The organism is Amycolatopsis thermophila (genome assembly GCF_030814215.1).
Taxonomy (GTDB): domain Bacteria; phylum Actinomycetota; class Actinomycetes; order Mycobacteriales; family Pseudonocardiaceae; genus Amycolatopsis_E; species Amycolatopsis_E thermophila.
Genome location: NZ_JAUSUT010000001.1, coordinates 2436397 through 2455660, shown reverse-complemented (window position 1 = coordinate 2455660; position 19264 = coordinate 2436397). Strand labels below are relative to the sequence as shown.

Sequence of the window (19264 nt, the reverse complement as noted above, 5' to 3'; positions counted from 1 at the left end):
GGCCGTCGGTGCAGCCGGCCGGCGCCGGTCAGGACAGGCGTGCGGTGAGGGTGTCGGACAGGGCCAGTTCCTCCAGGTCCAGCTCCCGCAGGACCTTGCGCAGCACCTCGTCGTCGAGTTTGCCCTCGGCGCGTTGCGCCAGCATCGTTTCGCGCTGCACGAGCAGGAGTTCGCGGCGGGCCTGGACGAACGCGGCGTGCGGGCTGGACTCGCGTTCCTCCGCGCTGAGCGAGATCGCCGCGACGGCGCCGCGGTAGCGGGTCTCGACCAGTGCCCGCAACCGGTTGCCGAGGCGCTCGGCCCTCTCGCGCGGGATGCCGAGCTTCTCGATCAGCTCGGGGGTCAGCTCGTCGAGGCGTTCCAGCGCGGCGTGCATCGCGGTCTCGCGGGCGGCCATCTCCTCCTCGGCGTCCCGTTCGGCGTCGTCCTTGTCGTGCACGCCGAGTTTGCGGATCAGCACGGGCAGGGTGAGCCCTTGGACCAGCACGGTGCCGATGGCGACGACGAACGCGAACAGCTGGATCTCGTCGCGTCCGGGGAACGGCTGGCCCGTGTTGGTCACCAGGGGCACACCGGCGGCGGCGGCGAGCGTCACCACCCCGCGCATCCCGGCCCACGACAGCACGAGCAGGTTCCGCGCCGGCGGCCGGTCCCGTTCGCGGCCGAACATCCGGAGAGCCTGCGGCAGGTAGGCGTTGAGGAACACGTACGGGATCCGGACCGCGATGGCCACCACGAGCACGACCATCGCGCCGAAGAACAGCTCCCCGTTGCCGCGCGCGTTGGCGTTCGCGCTTTCCAGGACGAACGGCAGCTGCAACCCCATGAGCGCGAAGACGAGCGCTTCGAGCAGCACGTCGAAGGACGCCCAGATCGACGAGTCCTGCACGCGGGTGGCCGGGCCGGCGTAGAGGGAGCGGTCGCCGAGGTACAGGCCGGCCGCGACGACCGCGAGAACGCCGGAACCGCTGAAGTCGTGCGAGAACGGGTGCAGGTGCTCCGCAGTCACGTAGACCGCGAACGGCACGATGATGCCGAACACCGACTCCATCAGCGGGTCGTCGAGCCGGCGCCGGATGAACGCGACGAGCATGCCGGCGGCGAGGCCGACCCCGATCCCGAGCACCGCGGCGACGACGAACACGAGGAAGCCGTGGCCGAGCGACCCGGTCGCGCCGAGGACCGCGGCGAGACCGATCTTGTACAGGGTCAGCGCGGCGGCGTCGTTGACGAGGCTCTCTCCGGTGAGGACGGTCATCAGGCGGCGCGGCAACCGTTGCCGCCGGCCGATCGCGGCCGCGGTGACCGCGTCCGGCGGCGAGACGACGGCACCGAGCACGAACGCCGATGCGAGCGGCAGGTCGGGCAGCAGGAGGTGCACCACGAACCCGACGACGAGCGCGGTGACGACGACGAGCACGACGCCGAGCCCGATGATCGGCCGGGCGGCGGCCTTGAACTGCGCGAACGAGCTCTCCCGCGCCGTCGAGTAGAGCAGCGGCGGCAGGACCAGGGTCAGGACGAGTTCCGGCTCCAGCTGCAGTCTGGGCACCCCCGGGATGAACGAGACGGCCAGCGCCGCCACGACGACCAGCAGGGGCGCCGACAGGTTGAACCGCCGCGCGACCGCGGTGAGACCGAGCGCGCCCGCGAGCACGCCCATCAGGGACAGGAGCTCCATGCCTGAATCCTTACCCAGCGCCGCACTCCCCACCCGGTGAGCGCGGGCTCACGGTCGGCAGCGGCGAGCGAGCAGCCCGGGCGGAACACGGGCGCACGCTCGACACCGGCGACCAGGCGGAACACGGGCTCACGCTCGACACCGGCGACCGGGCAGACCAGGCGGAACACAGGCTCACGCCCGGCACCCGCGACCGGGCAGACCAGGCGGAACACAGGCTCACGCCCGGCACCCGCGACCGGGCAGACCAGGCGGAACACAGGCTCACGCCCGGCACCCGCGACCGGGCAGACCAGGCGGAACACAGGCTCACGCCCGGCACCCGCGACCGGGCAGACCAGGCGGAACACAGGCTCACGCCCGGCACCCGCGACCGGGCAGACCAGGCGGAACACAGGCTCACGCCCGGCACCCGCGAGCGAGCAGACCAGGCGGAACACAGGCTCACGCTCGACACCGGCAAGCGAGCAGACCAGGCGGAACACGCGCGCACGCTCGACACCGGCAAGCGAGCAGACCAGGCGGAACACGGGCACACGCTCGACACCGGCGAGCGAGCAGACCAGGCGGAACACGCGCACACGCCCGCCACCGGCGACCGGGCAGACCAGGCGGAACACGGGCGCACGCTCGGCAGGGGCGAGCGGGCGGAACTCAGCGCAGGCCGGCCACCTTGCGGGCCAGCAGCGCGCGCTCCCGCTCGTTCCCGCACAGCTCCATCGCGCGCACCCACTCGGCGCGGGCCTCCCCGTCGCGGCCGAGCCGGGCCAGCAGCTCGCCGCGGACGCTGGGCAGCAGGTGCGACGTCGACAACGCCCCGGCGGCCACCAGTTCGTCCACCAGCGGCAACGCGGCCGCCGGGCCTTCGGCCATCGACACCGCCACCGCGCGGTTGAGCTCCACCACCGGCGACGGCGCGAGCCGGCCGAGGGCCTCGTAGATCAGCACGATCCGGGGCCAGTTCGTGTCGTCCACGGAACCGGCGATGGCGTGGCATTCCGCGATCGCCGCCTGCAGGCCGTAGGCACCGAGGCCGCGGCCGGCCCGCGCGGCGCGCGCCAACGCCGCCCGGCCGCGCCGGATCGCGGCCCGGTCCCAGCGGCGGCGGTCCTGGTGCTCCAGCAACACCGGCTCGCCGTCGGGACCGGTCCGCGCCGGGAACCGCGCGGCGGTCAGCTCCAGCAGCGCCAGCAGGCCGTGCACCTCGGGCTCGTCCGGCATCAACCGGGCCAGCACCCGCGCCAGGCGCTGCGCCTCGCCGGCCACGTCGAACCGGATCAGGTCCGCGCCCGAGCTGGCCGTGGACCCCTCGGTGAAGATCAGGTAGATCACGTTCAGCACCGACCCCAGGCGCGCGGGCCGCTCCTCGGGTGGCGGGACCTCGAACGGCACCCGCGCCGCGGCGAGCGCCTTCTTCGCCCGGGTGATCCGCGCCTGCACGGTGGCCGTGGGCACCAGGAAGGCCTTTGCGATCTCGTCGCTGGTCAGGCCGCCGACCACGCGCAACGTCAGCGCCACCCGCGCCTCCCGCGACAGCACCGGGTGGCACGAGATGAACATCAACGCCAGCACGTCGTCGTCGATCTGGTCCGGGTCCCACTCCTCGACCACCGTGTCGCCGGTGGCGACGACGGCGTACTTCTCGTCCTGCACCGACCGGCGGCGGAACGCGTCGATCGCCCGCCGCCGGCCGACGGTGAGCAGCCAGCCGGCCGGGTTGCGGGGCACGCCGTCACGCGGCCACGTCACCAGCGCTTCGGCCAGCGCCTCCTGCGCCAGGTCCTCGGCCAGCGCGAAATCGCCGGTGTAGCGCGCGAGCGCACCGACGATCCGCGCCGACTCGATCCGCCACACGGCGGCGACCGCCTCCCGGCCGGCCGGTTCACCCATCTCAGAGCTGACCGTTCGCCTCGCGCCAGGCCCGCTCCTTCTGGATCCACTCGTTGTCCTGCGGGAACTCGTCGATCGTGGTCACCCGGCGGATCTCGGTCTTGAACCCCGGCCCGGCCGCGGGCAACCGCTTGGCCCACTCGATCGCCTCCTCCTTCGAGGCGACGTTGAGGATGTAGAACCCGCCGAACAGTTCCTTCGTCTCGCCGTAGGGGCCGTCGGTGACCACCGGGGTCTCCGACGAGTAGTCGACGACCACGCCCTCCTCGGCGTCGGCGAGCCCCTCCGCGGCGAGCAGGACGCCGGCCCGGATCAGCTCGTCGTTGAACCTGCCGATGGTCTCCAGCATCTCGGTGAAGTCGGCGTTCTGCATGTTCGCGTAGGCCTCGTCGGTCGCGCGCATGATCAGCATGTACTTCATGGTCGTGTCTCCCTGGCTCGTGCGGGTCCCGTCCGGACCCTCTCACCCCTGGGTCGAACGGGACGGACGGCGGATCGACAGATCCCCGGAGGAATTTCTCAGTGCACCATCACGGCGGGCGGCACGGTGTCGCCCTCGTCGTCCTCCGTCGCCGGCAGGACCGGCTTCTTCGGCAGGAACAGGGCCGGGACCAGGCACACCGCCACCAGGATCAGCGTCCAGGTGAACGTCGAGGCGAAGGCGTCGCCCGCCGACACCGCCGCCGCGTCGTGCGTGGCCGGGTTCAGCACCGCGGCCGTCGCGGCGAGCTGGCCCTGGCTGGTCGGCACGCCGAACTTTCCGGCGAGCAGGCCGGCCAGGATGATCGACACGAGCGCCGCACCGATGGCGCCCGCGGTCTGCTGCACGATGTTCATCGCCGACGACGCCCGGGCGACCTTGCGCTGCGTCAGCGTCTGCAGGGCCGCCGTGCTGATCGGCATCATCGTCATGCCCATGCCCAGCCCCATCACGAACAGGGCGGCCAGCAGCAGCGGGTACGACGTGTCGGCGCCGACCTGGGTGAACACCGCGACGCTCGGGATGATCAGCGCCAGCCCGGGCAGCACGACCTTGCCCGCGCCGATCCGGTCGACGAGCTTGCCCGCGAGCGGCATGGTGAGCATCGCGCCGAAGCCCTGCGGCGCGAGCAGCAGGCCGGCCTGCAGCGCGCTCTCGCCGCGCACCAGCACGAAGTACGTCGGCAGGATCAGCATCGAACCCATGAAGGCGATCATGAACAGGGTGATCGTGCCCATGGCGATGCTGAACGTGCGGTTGCGGAACAACGACAGGTCGATCAGCGCGTTGTCGATCTTGAGGGAGCGCACGATGAACGCGGCGATGCCGGCGATGCCGGCGAGCCCCGGCAGCCACACGCTGGTCGCGCCGACACCGCCGTGGTGCGGGATGTTCGCGACGCCGTAGATCAGCGCGGCCAGGCCGGGCGAGAGCAACAGCATGCCGGGGAAGTCGAACTTCTCCGCCGGGCGCGGCTGGTCCTTCGGCAGCAGCCGCCACGCCAGCAGGATCGCGAGCACGCCGATGGGCACGTTGATGTAGAAGATCCAGCGCCAGCTCACCGAATCGACCAGCCAGCCGCCCAGGATCGGGCCGCCGATCGGGCCGAGCAGCATCGGCACGCCGAGCACCGCCATCACGCGGCCGACGCGGTGCGGGCCCGCGGTCTTGGTCAGGATCGTCATGCCGGCCGGCATCAGCATGCCGCCGCCCAGGCCCTGAACGACCCGGAACACGATCAGCGACTCGATGTTCCACGCCGCGCCGGCCAGCGCCGAGCCGACGAGGAAGAACGCGATCGCCAGCATGTAGAGCCGCTTGGTGCCGAAGCGGTCGCACGCCCAGCCGGTGACCGGGATGACCGTGGCCAGCGCCAGCATGTAGCCGGTGGCGGTCCACTGGATGGTGTCGAACGAGGTCTGGAACTCCAGCGTCAGCGCCTGCAGCGCGACGTTGACGACGGTGGTGTCGAGGATGGCCATCACGGCGCCGAGCACGACGACGGCGGCGACCCGCAACACGGCACCGTCGAGCTTGTCGTTGTCCGCCGGTCTTGGCTCCGAAGTGGTGGTCATGAGGTGGTTGTCCGTCCCAGGTCGGAAAGTCGCATGGATTGACCGCAGGAGGAAAACCCCGAACGAAAGCCGCAAATCCCCCTCAGTCCACATCGAGACTAGCCGGGCGATCACCCATGACGCCAAGTCTTTTGGGCGCGTTCGCGCACAGCGCATGAACGCGGACACGGCCCGTGGCCGCACGAGCCGTGTCCGTCACCGTCCGGTTAGGACGTGACCGCCACCAGCGCGGTGTCCGGCTGGTCGGCGAACAGGCCGTCGATCCCGGTGGCGAGGAACGCGTCCAGCTCGGCGAAGATGTCGCCCCACGCCGTGGGGTCGCTCGAGGACCGCAGGTTCGCCGGCAGGAAGCTGTTCTCGTTGCGGAACGTGTACGGCACGACCTTCAGGCCGGCGTCGTGGGCGTCCTCGACCAGGGACGTCGGCGTGCCCAGCGCTCCCGTCGCGGTGCGGGGGATGATCTGGTTCTTCTCCGGGCTCAGGTAGTCCGCGTAGGTGGAGATCTCCTTCAGCCCGGCGGGCGTGACCAGGTCGGCGTAGGTGCGCTTGTCGCCGACGGCCACGAAGTCCGCGGGCGCGCCGCTCGCCGAGGTCAGCTGCACCAGCGGCACCTTGACCCGCTTGCTCAGCGCCTTGAGGTTGGACACCTCGAACGACTGGATCACCACCGGCGCGTCGCGCTTGTTCAGCCCGTTGCGGTTGAGGAGGTCGACCAGCTTCGGCTCCGTCGGGTTGCCGATCGAGGCGAAGTAGGTGGAGTGCTTGACCTCCGGGTAGGTGCCCAGCGTGCGGTGCAGCTCGCGGCCGAGGCGCCGGGTCAGGTCCAGCACCTCCTGGTAGGTCGCGATCTGCCAGCGGCCGTTGTAGATCGTGTTGTGCGGGCGGATGTCCGGGATGCGCTCGGTCGCCCGCAGGGTCTTCAGCTCGGCGAGCGTGAAGTCCTCGGTGAACCAGCCGGTGAGGGTGACCCCGTCGATCACCTTGGTGGTCCGGCGGTTCGCGAACTCCGGGTGCGCCGCGACGTCGGTCGTGCCACCGATCTCGTTCTCGTGCCGCGCCACCAGCTGCCCGTCCTTGGTGGGCACGAGGTCGACGTCGACCCAGTCGGCGCCCTGGCGGTAGGCCAGCTCGTAGGAGGACAGCGTGTGCTCCGGCCGGTAGCCCGGCGCGCCCCGGTGTCCGACGACCACTGCTCCGGCACGCTCCTGTTCACGCGGGGCGGCTTGGCTCGCGCTGGTGACACCGGCGGTGCCGACCAGGAACAGGCCGGACAGCGCCACGGCGGCGAGTCTTCTCCGCACATCGACCTCCTGGGGGACGAAAGGGATCTCCCGGCCACTCTCACCGGCGAGCACTACGGCAACCGGACCGGGGGTGGTCCGGGGGCTGGCGGGCGGGTGAACGGGGCGTGCCGTGCGCCGCGGTCTACTCTGAGGACCTGTGCGTGTCCTTGTGATCGGGTCTGGCGCCCGCGAACATGCCCTGCTCCTCGCCGCGTCGCACGACCCGGCCGTCACCGCGCTCGCGTGCGCGCCCGGCAACGCCGGCACGGCGGCCCTGGCCGAGCAGCTCGGCGTCGACGTGGCGGACCCGGCGGCGGTCGCCGAGCTGGCCCGGAGCTGGCGGGCCGACCTCGTGGTGATCGGCCCCGAGGTGCCGCTGGTCGCCGGTGCCGCCGACGCGGTCCGCAAGGCCGGCATCGCCTGCTTCGGCCCGTCCGCCGCGGCGGCGCGCATCGAGGGCTCGAAGGCGTTCGCCAAGGACGTCATGTCGGCCGCGAAGGTACCGACGGCGCGCAGCGAGATCGTGGACAACCCGGCCAAGCTCGACGAGGCGCTGGGCCGCTTCGGCCCGACCTGGGTGGTCAAGGACGACGGGCTGGCCGCGGGCAAGGGCGTGGTCGTCACGCGCGACTTCGACACGGCCCGCGCGCACGCCATGAAGCTGCTCGACGGCGGCCACCCGGTGCTGCTCGAGTCGTTCCTCGACGGACCCGAGGTGTCGCTGTTCTGCCTGGTCGACGGCCGCACCGTGGTGCCGCTTCTGCCCGCGCAGGACTTCAAGCGCGTCGGTGACGGCGACACCGGCCCGAACACCGGCGGCATGGGCGCCTACACCCCGCTGCCGTGGGCGCCGGAGGGCCTGGTCGACGACATCGTGCGCGACGTCGTCCAGCCGGTCGTCGACGAGCTCGCCGCGCGCGACGCCGAGTTCTCCGGCCTGCTCTACGCGGGTCTCGCGATCACCTCCGACGGGCCGCAGGTCATCGAGTTCAACTGCCGCTTCGGCGACCCGGAGACGCAGGCCGTGCTCGCGCTGCTGGCGACCCCGCTGGTCCGGCTGCTGCACGCGACCGCCACCGGCACCCTCGCCGAGCAGCCGCCGCTGGAGTGGCACCCCGGTTCCGCGGTCACCGTCGTGATCGCCGCCGACGGCTACCCGGGCGTGCCGCGCGCCGGGGACGTCATCACCGGCGCCGAGGCCGAGGGCGTGCTGCACGCCGGAACCCGCCGCCGCGACGACGGGGCCGTGGTCTCCCACGGTGGCCGGGTGCTCGCGGTGGTCGGTGTGGGCGAGGACCTCGACGCGGCGCGCGCGCAGGCCTACGAGCGGGTCGGGAAGGTCCACCTGTCCGGTTCGCACCACCGCACCGACATCGCGCTCAAGGCCGCGCGGGGCGAGATCACCGTGCCGGGCGCTTCCGTCGATCACAACCCGAGCTGACACCGGGGTTGGTAGCCTTCTCCCCGGAACTGGTCGGCTACCGTCCGTGAACCGGGGGTGCGCAAGATGGCAGAGGACGACCTGCGGGGCCCCGGCCAGGGCGTCGAGGCCACCCTCGGCGCGCTCGGCGCGACCGTTCCGGCGGTGCCCGGCGCGCAGGACCTCCGGGTGGACCCGGACAAGCTCCTGCTGGTCGCCCGGGTCGTCAACGAGCAGGCGGACGCGCTCGACGACCGGGTCCGCGAGCAGCTGACCGGCCTCGACATCAGCGCGCCCGCGCAGGACGTCATCAGCACCACCGCGGTCGACGCGTGGAACCGCCTGGTGGCCCGCGGCGACGCGTCGTACGCGACGCGGGTGCAGGAGTACATCCGCAACCTCCGGGACCTCGCCGCGCAGCTCCGGCAGGCCGCGGGGGCCTACCAGACCGGCGAGGAGGAGAAGGTCGCGGCACTGGGGAACCGCGGGCCGGGGAACCGCGGTGCCGGGCCCGCCTAGGAAACGCTGAAGTGAGGTGTGGCGTGGCCACTTTCGACAGCAGCAAGTACGACATCCCGACGCTCGTCGCGAAGCTGCGGGACCAGCGGTTCGACGGCTACCAGCCCGAGCAGCTGGCGCAGGTCGTGGAGAAGTTCCGCGACGGCGCGGGCCCGGACGGCATCACCGGGGCGGTCGAGGCGCTGAAGTCGATCTCCGGTGCGCTCGCCGACACGGAGGAGGCGCTGCGCACCCAGCTCAAGGCGCTCGGCGTGGAGTGGCAGAGCCGCGCGGCCGGGCAGGCTTCGTCCGTCGTGGCGCAGCAGGCCGGGTACTCCGGTGCGGCCACGTCGAAGGTCGAGCAGGCCGCGCAGATGATGTTCCAGCAGGCCGAGGCGTTCACCCGGACCCGGAACAAGCTGCCCGCGCCGGAGGACCTGCGCAAGGCGGGCGGCTACAGCTTCGCTGACACGGCGTTCAGCCTGTTCGGGTTCGAGACCGACCACGCGGCCGACGTGCGGACCGCCGAGGAGGCCAGGGCACAGGCGGTGGACGCGCTCAACGCCTACGCCCACGACAGCGGCAGCTACCTCGGCTCGGCGTCCACATTGGAGACTCCGGAGCGGGTGGAGGTGTTGTCGGCGCCCGGAAGCGGGGTGGTGCCCGCCGTCGGGCCGGTCCCGTCGGTCCCGGACACCCCGACGACGGTGGCCCAGGGGACGAAGGACGTGCGGCCCGCCGTGGCGCCGGCCGGCCCGGTCACGCCACCGCTGGGCACCCCCGCGGGGACGACGGGTGGTGCCGGGGTGACCGGCGCGGCCGCGGCGGCCGCCCCCGGCGGTGCGGCCGGGTGGGCACCGGGCGGCACGACCGGTTCGGGCGGTGCCGCCGGCGCGGGTGGTTCCGGCGGCCCCGGTTCCGCGGCCGGCTGGGGCGGCGCGGTCGAGTCGGGTGGCGGTGGCCCGGCTGGGGCAGGCCGTTCGGGGCCGGGCGGCTCCGCGCCGGGCGGCAGCGGCGGGGCGGACCGTGCCCGGGCGGGCAGCCGGCCGGGCTGGGGCGTGCGGGGCGGCGGGCCCGGCTCGCCCGCACTCGCCGGTGACGCGGCCCTGGGCGGTGCCGGACCGGCCGGGGCAAGCCGCTTCCCGGCAGTCGCCCCCGGCGGCGCGGCCGGTGCTCCCGGCAGCGGCCCGGCAGGCGGCGCTGCGCCCGGCTCCCCCGGCGGTGGCCCCGGCCGCCCGGCAGCAGGCGGCGCGAGCGCGGAGGGCGCACCCCGTGGAGTGCCCACCGGCGCGGAGGAGGCCCTGGGCAAGGGGCGCTCCGCCGGCTCCGGGCCACCGGCGACCACCACGCCCACCGCGGTCGGGCCGGGCTTCGCGGCCGTGCGGGGCGCCTCGGGGCTCAACGGTCTCGCCGAGGCCGCGCCCGCGCTCGGGGCCGCCGGTGCCGGTGGTGCGCTCGCCGGTGAGGACGAACGGCACAGCCGCATCGGCCGGAACAACGCCGGCAACCGCATCCACCAGATCCCCCTGGGCGACCTGCCCGAGGAGGAGGAAGCCCGCCTGACCCGCCGCGGCGGGCACACCCCGGACTCGGCCACCACCCGCGCCATCCTCGAACCCGCCGCCCCGCGGGACGGCGAGGAGGACTCCGTCCGCCGCTTCGGCGTCGACGACAACGACCTGTTCGCCGACCGGCGGGACGTCTCCCCGGACACCATCGGCGATCGATGAGCACCGTCCTCACCACACTGGAGTTCGACGTCCTGTGGCACAGCCTCCGGCTGCCCAGCGCCCATCCCGCGCTGCGCGTGCCCAGCGCCGGCCGGACGCACACCGAACGCCGGCACCTGGTCGACCGCGCCTGGGAGATGCTCGCCGACCGCGGGCTCGCACGCGGGCGGCGGGCCGTGGGCGAGATCGTCGACATGGTGACACTGCTGGCGAATCCGCAGGCCTCGGTCGACGTGTGGGTGTGGACGGACCGGGAGATCCGCGGGCTCGCCGCGAGCAACGGGAGCCAGGCGCTGCTTGCGGTGGTGGACTCGGGTGAGGTGTGGCTGATCCCGGCACGCCCCCAGGCGCTGGCGGAGTCGGCGGTGTCCGTGGCCGGTGAGCTGGCCGCCGGGGTCGGGCACTCGGTGAGCCTGCCGCACAGCACCCTCCGCGCCGCCGACGCGGACGCCAAGGGCGACCCGAAGTCGCTGGTCACGGCGTTGGAGGATCGCGGCGTCGAGCTGTGGGAGGCGCAGGAACTGGCCGGGATGCTCGTCGGGATGACCACGCGCGGGCAGTTCGGCACCGAGCGGAACGGCCGCCGGGCGGGCCGGGTCGTCGCGTTCTACGACACCGATGCGGGCCGGTACCTGCTGCAGGTCGGCGGGCACGACTGGGCGACCGTCGCGCCGGCGGACAACCAGCTGCTGGTCAGCCGGGTCGCGGAGCTGCTCGACGAGGTGTGAGTCACCTGATGGTGGAACTTGCCGGAAACCGCGTACGCGACGCGACGAGCGTCCTACAGTGAGCGACGTGCCTGAAAGCGATCCCGACTCGTTGGAGTACGTGGCCGGTCAGGTCGAGGCCATCCACGAGCACTTCAAGCGAGCCAAGGACAAGGTGACCGGCGTGACCGGGGAGAACCCGTTCGGTGCGATCAAGCACCCGGACGAACTCGACCCGCGCGAGCACCCGTCGGACGGGATGGTGCACGCGCTGGGCACGCTCCGCGACGGCGTGCACAAGGAGTTCGACGCGGCCGCCGAGCTGATGACGTCGACCGGCAGCGCCCTGCGCGACGCGGCGCGGGCCCTGCGCGAAACCGACGACGCGGCGCGGGACAGCGTCACCGTCAAGGACGGAAGCCTGCAGGTCTGATGGTCGCCGCACCCGGCATGCCGCCCGAATGGAACGACGTGCAGACCCGCGCGCAGCAGGTCGAAAAGCTGAACCCGGCCGGGATCCAGGCCGTCGTGGACCAGTTCACGCAGGCGTCGAAGGACTCGGCGGACCACTCGACGGCGCTGCGCAACGCGACCGCGGCCCTCGGCGGCGGCACGTGGAGCGGGCCCGCGGCCGACGCGTTCTTCGCCTACGTCAAGCAGATCGGCGACGCGGGCCGGAGGGTCAACGACCACCTCGACGAGGTCGCGCGAGAGATGTCGAACCTGCAGACGTCGCTGGCCGACGTGAAGGGCCGGATCGACGGGATCGAGCAGCAGGCGCGGACGGACATCGAGGCCGCCAACCGCGACGCCGTGACCAGGGCGAACGCCGCCGAGGCGAAGGAACGCGAGGTCGCCGAGGGCAAGGAGGGCGCGACCATGCCCTCCCCGACATCCGCCGAGATCATGGCCGCCAACGCGCAGAAGACGAGCGGCATCGCGACCGGCGCGCGCGACCAGATCCAAGGACTGCTCAACGGCGCGAACGACCAGATCAGCCGGGTCATGGACCTGGTGAAGAAGGACGTCCAGGGCGGCTACGCGTCCGTGCCTCCGCTGAACCGCACACCGAAGGCGATGCAGAGCACGGGCGGACTCCGCGGCGGCGGTGGTGGCAGTGGCGGCGGCGGTGGTGGCGGCGGGGGAATGGGCCCGAGCGGCGGCCCGCCGAGCACGCCGCCACCGGGCAACGTGCGGCAGTGGATCGAAGAGGCGATCCGCATCCTGCAGGCGCAGGGAGTCCCGGTCACGGAAGCCGACATCGACAAGATCTGGACGATCGTCGAGAAGGAGTCGGGCGGCGATCCGAACGCGATCAACCTGTGGGATTCGAACGCGAAGGCGGGGCACCCGTCGAAGGGGTTGATGCAGTGCATCGATTCGACGTTCAACGCGTACAAACTGCCCGGACACGATGACATCTACAACCCGGTGGACAACATCATCGCCGGGGTGCGGTACACGTTCAGCAGGTACGGCGGGTTCGAGGGCCACCCCGGCCTGAAGTCCATGGCCCACGGTGGCGCCTACCAGGGCTACTGACGCGGGCCGGTCGTGCACCTCCGGCTGCCGGCCGGCTGAGCCCACTTACCCTGGGGGCCATGGTCGCCTCAGCAGCTTTCCCCGGTCCGGCCGCGCGCGCCGACGTCGCGCCCTTCCACGTGATGGAGGTGCTCTCGGCCGCCGCCGCGCGGCAGCGGACGCACGGTGACGTCGTGTCGCTCGCCGCCGGGCAGCCGAGCGCGGGCGCGCCGAAACCGGTCCTGGAGGCGGCCGCGCGGGCGCTCACCGAACAGAACCTCGGCTACACCGTCCAGCTCGGCATCCCCGAGCTGCGCGAGGCGATCGCCGGGCACTACGACCGCCGCTACGGCATGACGGTCAGCCCGGAGGACGTCATCGTCACCACCGGCTCCTCCGGCGGGTTCATGCTGTCGTTCCTGTCCGCGTTCGACGCCGGCGCCCGCGTCGCGATGGCGCGGCCCGGTTACCCGGCCTACCGCAACCTGTTGTCCGCCCTGGGCTGCGAGGTCGTGGAGTTCGCCACCGGCGAGCGCACCCGGTTCCAGCCGACCGTCGACCTGCTCGACGAGCTGGGCCCGATCGACGGCCTGATCGTGGCGAGCCCGACGAACCCGGCGGGCACGGCGCTGCCGCCGGGCGAGCTGGCCGCCATCGCCGGCTGGTGCTCGGCCCGCGGGGTGCAGCTGATCAGCGACGAGATCTACCACGGCATCTCCTACGGCACGCAGCTCGGCTGCGCGTGGCAGTCGACGACCGAGTCGATCGTGCTCGGCTCGTTCAGCAAGTACTTCGCGATGACCGGCTGGCGGCTGGGCTGGATGCTCGCCCCGAAGCGCCTGCACCGCGCGGTCGACGTGCTGACCGGCAACCTCAACATCTGCGCGCCCGCGCTGGCCCAGCACGCGGCCGTCGCGGCGTTCGAGCCGGAGTCCTACGCCGAGCTGGACGGGCACGTCGAGCACTACCGCCGCAACCGGGACCTGCTGCTCGACGGGCTCGCGGGCATCGGGCTGGACCGGATCGCGCCGGTCGACGGCGCGTTCTACGCCTACGTCGACGTCTCCGCGCACACGAGCGACAGCCTGAGCTGGTGCCAGCGGCTGCTGGCCGACACGGGTGTGGCGATCACGCCGGGGATCGACTTCGACCCGGTCGACGGTGGGAAGTTCGTCCGGTTCTCCTTCGCCGGCTCGGAGGCCGACGTCACCGAGGGCGTCCGGCGGCTCGGGAGCTGGCTCTCCGGGGGAACCCCCAGTTTTCCCTGAACGTTGACCAGAACACGGGCGTCCCCGCCGCCAGCCGTGCGAGGCTGCTCGTAGCGGGCCGAACGGGCCCGCGGTGGCACAACCGGAGGGATGCCATGTTCTGGAAGATCGTCGGCGCGCTGATCGTCGCCTGGCTCGCGTTCATGGTGATCGGCTCGGTGATCGGGTTCGTGTTCAAGGCCGTGCTGTGGATCGCCGTCATCGGTGGCGTCGGCTTCCTCGGCGCCGCCGCCTACAACGCGATCAAGAACAACAAGGACCGCAAGCAGCTGCGCCCCTAGAGCAGGGCGCGCGCCGCCTCGGGGCCGTCCCACAGGTGCGCCCGCAGGCCCACCGCCCGCGCGCCGTCCACATTGGACTGGCGGTCGTCGAAGAACACGCAGTCGCCCGCCGGGACACCGAGGCGGGCGACGAGCAGTTCGAAGATCTCGGCGTCCGGTTTGGCGACACCCACGTCCCCGGAGAACACCCGGACGCGGAAGTGCCGCACCCAGTCCTGCCGCTCGGCGAAGCGGGCGAACGAGGACGGCGCGTTGGACAGCAGCGCCAGCGGCACGCCGGCCTCGCTCAACCCGGCCAGCAGCTCCAGCGACGCCGGGCGCACCTCCGACCAGCCGCGGACATCGATCTCGGTGAGCCGGTCCGAAGTGGACTCGTCGACCGGCACCCCGAGCGCGTCGCCGAGCGCGCCCCAGTACTCCAGGTCCGTGCAGCCGCGGTCGTAGGCGTCGCGCAGGCGCCAGTACTGCGGCTCGAACTCCTCGAGCGGCACCCCGAGCGTCCCGGCGAGCGCGGGCAGCGCGGTCGTCCGGCCGCAGATCACCTCGCCGTAGTCGAACACGACCCAGCCGGTCACGGGTGGCCGCCGGCCTTGATCCGGCGCAGCGCCTCGTCCACGTCCGCGGCCGAGACGTCCCGGTGCAGCACGAACCGCACCTTCCCGGCCATCGGCAGCGCGAGCACGCCCTGCGCCTGCAGCGACTCCAGCGTCACCGAGATGTCCGCGACCGGTGCCAGCACGATGTTGGTCTCCGGGGTGTCGGCCGACCAGCCGAGCTCGCGCAGCCCGTCCGCGAGCCGCCGGGCCTTGTCGTGCTCCTCGGCGAGGTCGGGGACCCGGTCCAGCGCGACCAGGCAGGCCGCGGCCAGCACGCCGATCTGACGCATGCCGCCACCGAGCATCTGCCGCATCCGGCGCGCGCGCTCGACGAACTCCCGGCTGCCCGCGACGACCGAACCGGCCGGCGCGCCGAGCCCCTTGCTGAAGCACGCCGACACGCTGTCGACACCGACGGTCAGCGCGGCGGGCGGCAGACCGAGCGCGACGGCCGCGTGCCAGACGCGCGCGCCGTCGAGGTGGACCTGCAGGCCGGCCTGCCGGGCGGTGGACAGCAGCTGCGCGTGCTCGTGCGGCGGGATGACCGCGCCACCGGCCGCGTTGTGGGTGTTCTCCAGGCAGAGCAGCGTGGTGCGCAGCGTGTAGTACGGGCCGCCGCGCGCGCCGGTCGCCGCGGCGACCGTCTCCGGCTTGGGGCGGCCGGGACCGCCGTCGTGCTCGAGCGCCTCCGGCATCCCGCCGGCGAGCCAGGCCGCCGAGCCCAGCTCGTTGTTCAGGACGTGCGCGTTCTTCGGGGCGAGGAACCGGTCGCCGCGCTTGAGGTGCACCGACAGGGCGATGAGGTTGGCCATCGTGCCGCTGGGGGTCCACAGGGCGGCGGGCATGCCGAGGACCGCGGCCGCGCGCTCCTCGAGCTCGCGGACCGTCGGGTCGACGTCGATCACGTTGTCGCCGACCTCAGCGGACGCCATTGCTCTGCGCATCTGCTCATCCGGACGAGTGACGGTGTCAGAGCGGAAGTCGATCAACTGGGTGGCTGCTGAGGTCACAGTCAGATCACATCACACCGTTCAGATGATCTTCAAGAAGGTGCAACCCTCCACTGGAGTGCTTCCGTCTTTACGGCGGGACCGGCGAGCGGAGAGTCTTGGCGCGTGGACGACGGGGACGAGCGGGACTTCGCGGAGTACTTCGCGGCCAGGCGGGACTCCGTGCGCCGCACCGCGTACCTGCTGTGTGGTGACTGGCATCGCGCGGACGACCTCGCGCAGACGGCGTTCGTGGCGCTGCACCGGAAGTGGAACCGCATCCGGGACCGGGCCGCGACCGACGCGTACGTGCGCCGGACGCTGGTCCGCGCGTCGATCGACGAGTCGAGACGGCCGTGGCGGAGGGAGCGGCAGGTGGAGCGGCTGCCCGAGCCCGAACCGGCGGGCGCCCGGCTGGACGAGCAGGTCGCGACCAGGGCGGACCTGCTGGCCGGGCTGCGCACGGTGCCGCCGAAGCAGCGGGCGGTGCTGGTGCTGCGGTACTTCGAGGGACTCGACGTCGCCGCCGTCGCGAAAGCGCTCGGCTGCAGCGAGGGGAACGTGAAGAGCCAGACCGCGCGCGGGCTGGCGCACCTGCGGAAGGCACTGGGCGAGGAGGTGGAAGCCGGTGGATGAGCACGAGCTGAGGGAGTTGTTCCGGTCCGCGCCGGGCGAACCGCCGCCCGCCGGGTTCGACGTGCGGGACGTGCGGGAGCGCTCCGCACGGGTCGCCATCCGGCGCCGGATGACGATCGCCGCGGCGTCACTGTGCGTGGTGTTCGCCCTGCTCGGCGCCGGAATCGCCGGGTTTGTCCAGTCGCGGACCACTCAATCGAATCAAGTCCTCGGGCAGGAGCAACCGGCCTCGGGCCCGGCACGTCTCCCGTCCGCGTCAGGCCTTCCCGGCCCCTCCGCCATGCAGGGAGGAGTGGGGTCCGGGGAGAACGGCCCGCGGGCCGACAGCACCCCCGGGTGCGACAAGGTGGACCGGGAGCTCGCCACCGCCCTCGCTGGCGAGCTCCCGGCCACCGGCATCACCGGGCCGCGTGCCGGCGAGGTGTGCACGCCGGGTTCGCGGTCGGCGGCCTACGGGGTCGCCGAGGGCGGCCGGACCGGGACGGTGTCGGCCACCGTGCTGCCGCGCGGGGCGAGCGTGCAGCTCGCCAGGCTCGCCGACGGCTCCGTGGCCGACCAGCGGCTGACCGCGGCCGGCGGGACGGTCATCGTGCTGAGCGTGCCCGGGGCGGGCAGCGCGGCGCCGCTCTCCGACGACGTCGCGAAGATCGCCACCGCGCTCGCCGCGAGGTTCTAGCTGGCAAAATGGGCCGCCATGACGTCCGGAGCGAGCACGCCGAAGGGTGAGCGCAGGCGGGCGGCTCTCGTCGAAGCCGCCGCCGAGCTGCTGGTCGAGGGCGGTTTCGACGCGATCCGCCACCGCGCCGTCGCCGAGCGGGCCGGCCTGCCCCTGGCGTCGACGACCTACTACTTCGACTCACTGGACGACCTCATCAGCGCCGCCGCCGAGCACCACGGCCGCGCCGAGCTGGCGCGCGGCCGGGCCCAGCTGGACGGGCTGCCGACCGAGCACCGCGGCACCGACAGCGTGGTGGAGCTGGTGCTCGACCAGCTGCTCGGCGAGGACCCCGGCTACGAGGCGGTACTGCTGCGGTACGAGCGGCTGGTGGCGACCGGGCGGCGACCGTACCTGCGGCCGTTGATGCGGGCGCTCGGCGAGGAGCTGCGCGAGCTGCTGACCGAGATCTTCGCGAGGTCCGGGCTGGCGATCGACCGCGACCGGCTGGACGAACTGGTCGCGCTCGTCGACGGTGCCGTGGTCAACGCCTTGATCGAGGTCGACCCGGATCCGCGGGCGGTGGCGCGGGCCAGGCTCGCGACAGCCCTCTCTAAGCTTGGGTCGTGACGAAACCGCAGATCCCGAACGTCCTCGCCGGCCGCTACGCCTCGCCGGAGCTGGTGTCCCTGTGGTCGCTGGAGAACAAGGTGAAGCTCGAGCGCGAGCTGTGGATCGCGGTGCTGCGCGCGCAGCGGGAGCTGGGCGTCGAGGTGCCGGACGGGGTCGTCGAGGACTACGAGCGCGTGCTGGACCAGGTCGACCTGGCCAGTATCGCGGAGCGGGAGCGCGTCACCCGGCACGACGTGAAGGCGCGGATCGAGGAGTTCAACGCCCTGGCCGGCCACGAGCACGTGCACAAGGGCATGACTTCGCGCGACCTCACCGAGAACGTCGAGCAGCTGCAGGTCCGCCGGTCGCTGGAGCTGCTGCGCTCGCGGGTGGTGACGGTGCTGGCCCGGCTGGCCGCGCTCGCCGCCGAGCACGCCGAGCTGGTGATGGCGGGCCGCTCGCACAACGTGGCGGCGCAGGCGACCACCCTGGGCAAGCGGTTCGCGACCGCGGCCGACGAGCTGCTGGTCGCGTTCGAGCGGCTGGACGACCTGATCGGCCGGTACCCGCTGCGCGGCATCAAGGGCCCGGTCGGGACCGCGCAGGACATGCTGGACCTGCTCGGCGCCGAGTCGAAGCTCGGTGAGCTGGAGCACCGCATCGCCGAGCACCTCGGGTTCGCCCGCACGTTCACCAGCGTCGGCCAGGTCTACCCGCGCTCGCTGGACTTCGACGTGCTCTCCGCGCTGGTCCAGCTGGCCGCGGCGCCGTCCAGCCTGGCGAAGACGATCCGGCTGATGGCCGGGCACGAGCTGGTCACCGAGGGGTTCAAGCCCGGCCAGGTGGGCTCGTCGGCGATGCCGCACAAGATGAACACGCGCTCGTGCGAGCGGGTCAACGGGCTGGCCGTCGTGCTGCGCGGGTACCTCTCGATGATCGGTGAGCTCGCGGGTGACCAGTGGAACGAGGGCGACGTGTCCGACTCGGTGGTGCGCCGGGTCGCGCTGCCGGACGCGTTCTTCGCGCTGGACGGTCTGCTGGAGACGTTCCTCACGGTGCTGGACGAGTTCGGCGCCTTCCCCGCGGTCATCGCCCGCGAGCTGGAGCGCTACCTGCCGTTCCTGGCCACGACGAAGGTCCTGATGGCCTCGGTGCGCGGCGGGGTCGGCCGGGAGACCGCGCACGAGGCGATCAAGGAGCACGCGGTCGCGGTGGCGCTGGCGATGCGGGAGAAGGGCGCCGACAACGACGTCCTGGACCGGCTCGCCGCCGACGATCGGCTGCCGCTGGACCGCGAGGACCTCGACCGCCTGCTGGCCGACCGGATCTCGTTCACCGGCGTGGCGCCCGCGCAGGTGGCCTCCGTGGTGGAGCGCGTGGAGGACGTCCTGGCCCGCTTCCCCGAGGCGTCGGACTACGCGCCGCAGCCGATCCTCTGACCG

General features: G+C 72.8%; 20 protein-coding genes. 12 read left to right on the top strand and 8 right to left on the bottom strand.

Annotation, left to right across the window (positions count from 1 at the left end; all coding sequences use genetic code 11):
- Positions 1–28: 28 nt before the first annotated feature.
- The 6 genes from FB470_RS12170 to FB470_RS12145 all read right to left on the bottom strand — a co-directional run bounded on the left by FB470_RS12170 (position 29) and on the right by FB470_RS12145 (position 6927).
- Positions 29–1681: a Na+/H+ antiporter gene (locus tag FB470_RS12170; RefSeq protein WP_306991161.1), complete on the bottom strand. Its 1653-nt coding sequence runs from the start codon at positions 1679–1681 to the stop codon at positions 29–31.
- Complete coding sequence (locus FB470_RS12165; protein ID WP_306991159.1) at positions 1663–2301, bottom strand: hypothetical protein; 639 nt, start codon at positions 2299–2301, stop codon at positions 1663–1665. The genes FB470_RS12170 and FB470_RS12165 overlap by 19 nt, the downstream gene beginning before the upstream one ends.
- A gap of 34 nt (positions 2302–2335) precedes the next feature.
- Entirely contained in the window at positions 2336–3571 is a 1236-nt protein-coding gene (locus FB470_RS12160) for an RNA polymerase sigma factor (RefSeq protein WP_306991157.1), read from the bottom strand.
- A 1-nt stretch (position 3572) separates the two neighbouring features.
- Positions 3573–3992, bottom strand: a complete 420-nt coding sequence (locus FB470_RS12155) for a YciI family protein (protein ID WP_306991156.1) — start codon at positions 3990–3992, stop codon at positions 3573–3575.
- Positions 3993–4090: 98 nt separating this feature from the next.
- Positions 4091–5626: a DHA2 family efflux MFS transporter permease subunit gene (locus FB470_RS12150; protein WP_306991155.1), complete on the bottom strand. Its 1536-nt coding sequence runs from the start codon at positions 5624–5626 to the stop codon at positions 4091–4093.
- Positions 5627–5832: 206 nt separating this feature from the next.
- A complete protein-coding gene (locus tag FB470_RS12145; RefSeq protein WP_306991154.1) occupies positions 5833–6927 on the bottom strand; it encodes a glycerophosphodiester phosphodiesterase in 1095 nt (364 codons plus the stop codon).
- 139 nt (positions 6928–7066) lie between these two features.
- Between FB470_RS12145 and purD the strand changes: the two genes are divergently transcribed.
- From purD to FB470_RS12105, 8 genes are all read left to right on the top strand, one after another.
- Positions 7067–8350, top strand: a complete 1284-nt coding sequence (purD, locus tag FB470_RS12140) for a phosphoribosylamine--glycine ligase (RefSeq protein ID WP_306991153.1) — start codon at positions 7067–7069, stop codon at positions 8348–8350.
- Between the two features lie 66 nt (positions 8351–8416).
- Positions 8417–8848 (top strand): hypothetical protein, encoded by a 432-nt coding sequence (locus tag FB470_RS12135; RefSeq protein ID WP_306991151.1) that lies wholly within the window; start codon positions 8417–8419, stop codon positions 8846–8848.
- A 23-nt stretch (positions 8849–8871) separates the two neighbouring features.
- Complete coding sequence (locus FB470_RS12130) at positions 8872–10557, top strand: PPE domain-containing protein (RefSeq protein WP_306991148.1); 1686 nt, start codon at positions 8872–8874, stop codon at positions 10555–10557.
- Positions 10554–11285 carry an ESX secretion-associated protein EspG gene (locus FB470_RS12125; protein WP_306991146.1) on the top strand — a complete coding sequence of 244 codons (732 nt, stop codon included), beginning with the start codon at positions 10554–10556 and terminating at the stop codon, positions 11283–11285. Before FB470_RS12130 ends, FB470_RS12125 begins: the two co-directional genes overlap by 4 nt.
- Positions 11286–11352: 67 nt before the next feature.
- Positions 11353–11697 (top strand): hypothetical protein, encoded by a 345-nt coding sequence (locus FB470_RS12120; RefSeq protein ID WP_306991143.1) that lies wholly within the window; start codon positions 11353–11355, stop codon positions 11695–11697.
- A complete protein-coding gene (locus tag FB470_RS12115) occupies positions 11697–12806 on the top strand; it encodes a transglycosylase SLT domain-containing protein (RefSeq protein WP_306991141.1) in 1110 nt (369 codons plus the stop codon). The genes FB470_RS12120 and FB470_RS12115 overlap by 1 nt, the downstream gene beginning before the upstream one ends.
- Before the next feature lie 59 nt (positions 12807–12865).
- Positions 12866–14053 carry an aminotransferase class I/II-fold pyridoxal phosphate-dependent enzyme gene (locus FB470_RS12110; protein ID WP_306991139.1) on the top strand — a complete coding sequence of 396 codons (1188 nt, stop codon included), beginning with the start codon at positions 12866–12868 and terminating at the stop codon, positions 14051–14053.
- Between the two features lie 95 nt (positions 14054–14148).
- The gene (locus FB470_RS12105; protein ID WP_306991138.1) at positions 14149–14334 is read left to right on the top strand and encodes a hypothetical protein; all 186 of its coding nucleotides are present in this window, start codon (positions 14149–14151) and stop codon (positions 14332–14334) included.
- Here FB470_RS12105 and FB470_RS12100 read toward each other — a convergent pair.
- Together FB470_RS12100 and FB470_RS12095 are read right to left on the bottom strand one after the other, a co-directional pair.
- Positions 14331–14909, bottom strand: coding sequence for an HAD family hydrolase (locus FB470_RS12100; RefSeq protein WP_306991136.1), 579 nt, complete (start codon positions 14907–14909; stop codon positions 14331–14333). The two genes, FB470_RS12105 and FB470_RS12100, sit on opposite strands and share 4 nt — an antisense overlap.
- Complete coding sequence (locus FB470_RS12095; RefSeq protein WP_306999219.1) at positions 14906–15919, bottom strand: threonine aldolase family protein; 1014 nt, start codon at positions 15917–15919, stop codon at positions 14906–14908. The genes FB470_RS12100 and FB470_RS12095 overlap by 4 nt, the downstream gene beginning before the upstream one ends.
- Positions 15920–16045: 126 nt before the next feature.
- On the opposite strand from FB470_RS12095, the gene FB470_RS12090 reads away from it, so the two are divergent.
- The 4 genes from FB470_RS12090 to purB are packed head-to-tail and all read left to right on the top strand — an operon-like array spanning position 16046 to position 19261.
- Complete coding sequence (locus FB470_RS12090; protein ID WP_306991134.1) at positions 16046–16555, top strand: SigE family RNA polymerase sigma factor; 510 nt, start codon at positions 16046–16048, stop codon at positions 16553–16555.
- A complete protein-coding gene (locus FB470_RS12085) occupies positions 16548–17231 on the top strand; it encodes a hypothetical protein (RefSeq protein WP_306991132.1) in 684 nt (227 codons plus the stop codon). Before FB470_RS12090 ends, FB470_RS12085 begins: the two co-directional genes overlap by 8 nt.
- Before the next feature lie 18 nt (positions 17232–17249).
- Complete coding sequence (locus FB470_RS12080) at positions 17250–17840, top strand: TetR/AcrR family transcriptional regulator (RefSeq protein ID WP_306991130.1); 591 nt, start codon at positions 17250–17252, stop codon at positions 17838–17840.
- The gene (gene purB / locus FB470_RS12075; RefSeq protein ID WP_306991128.1) at positions 17837–19261 is read left to right on the top strand and encodes an adenylosuccinate lyase; all 1425 of its coding nucleotides are present in this window, start codon (positions 17837–17839) and stop codon (positions 19259–19261) included. The genes FB470_RS12080 and purB overlap by 4 nt, the downstream gene beginning before the upstream one ends.
- Positions 19262–19264: the final 3 nt, after the last annotated feature.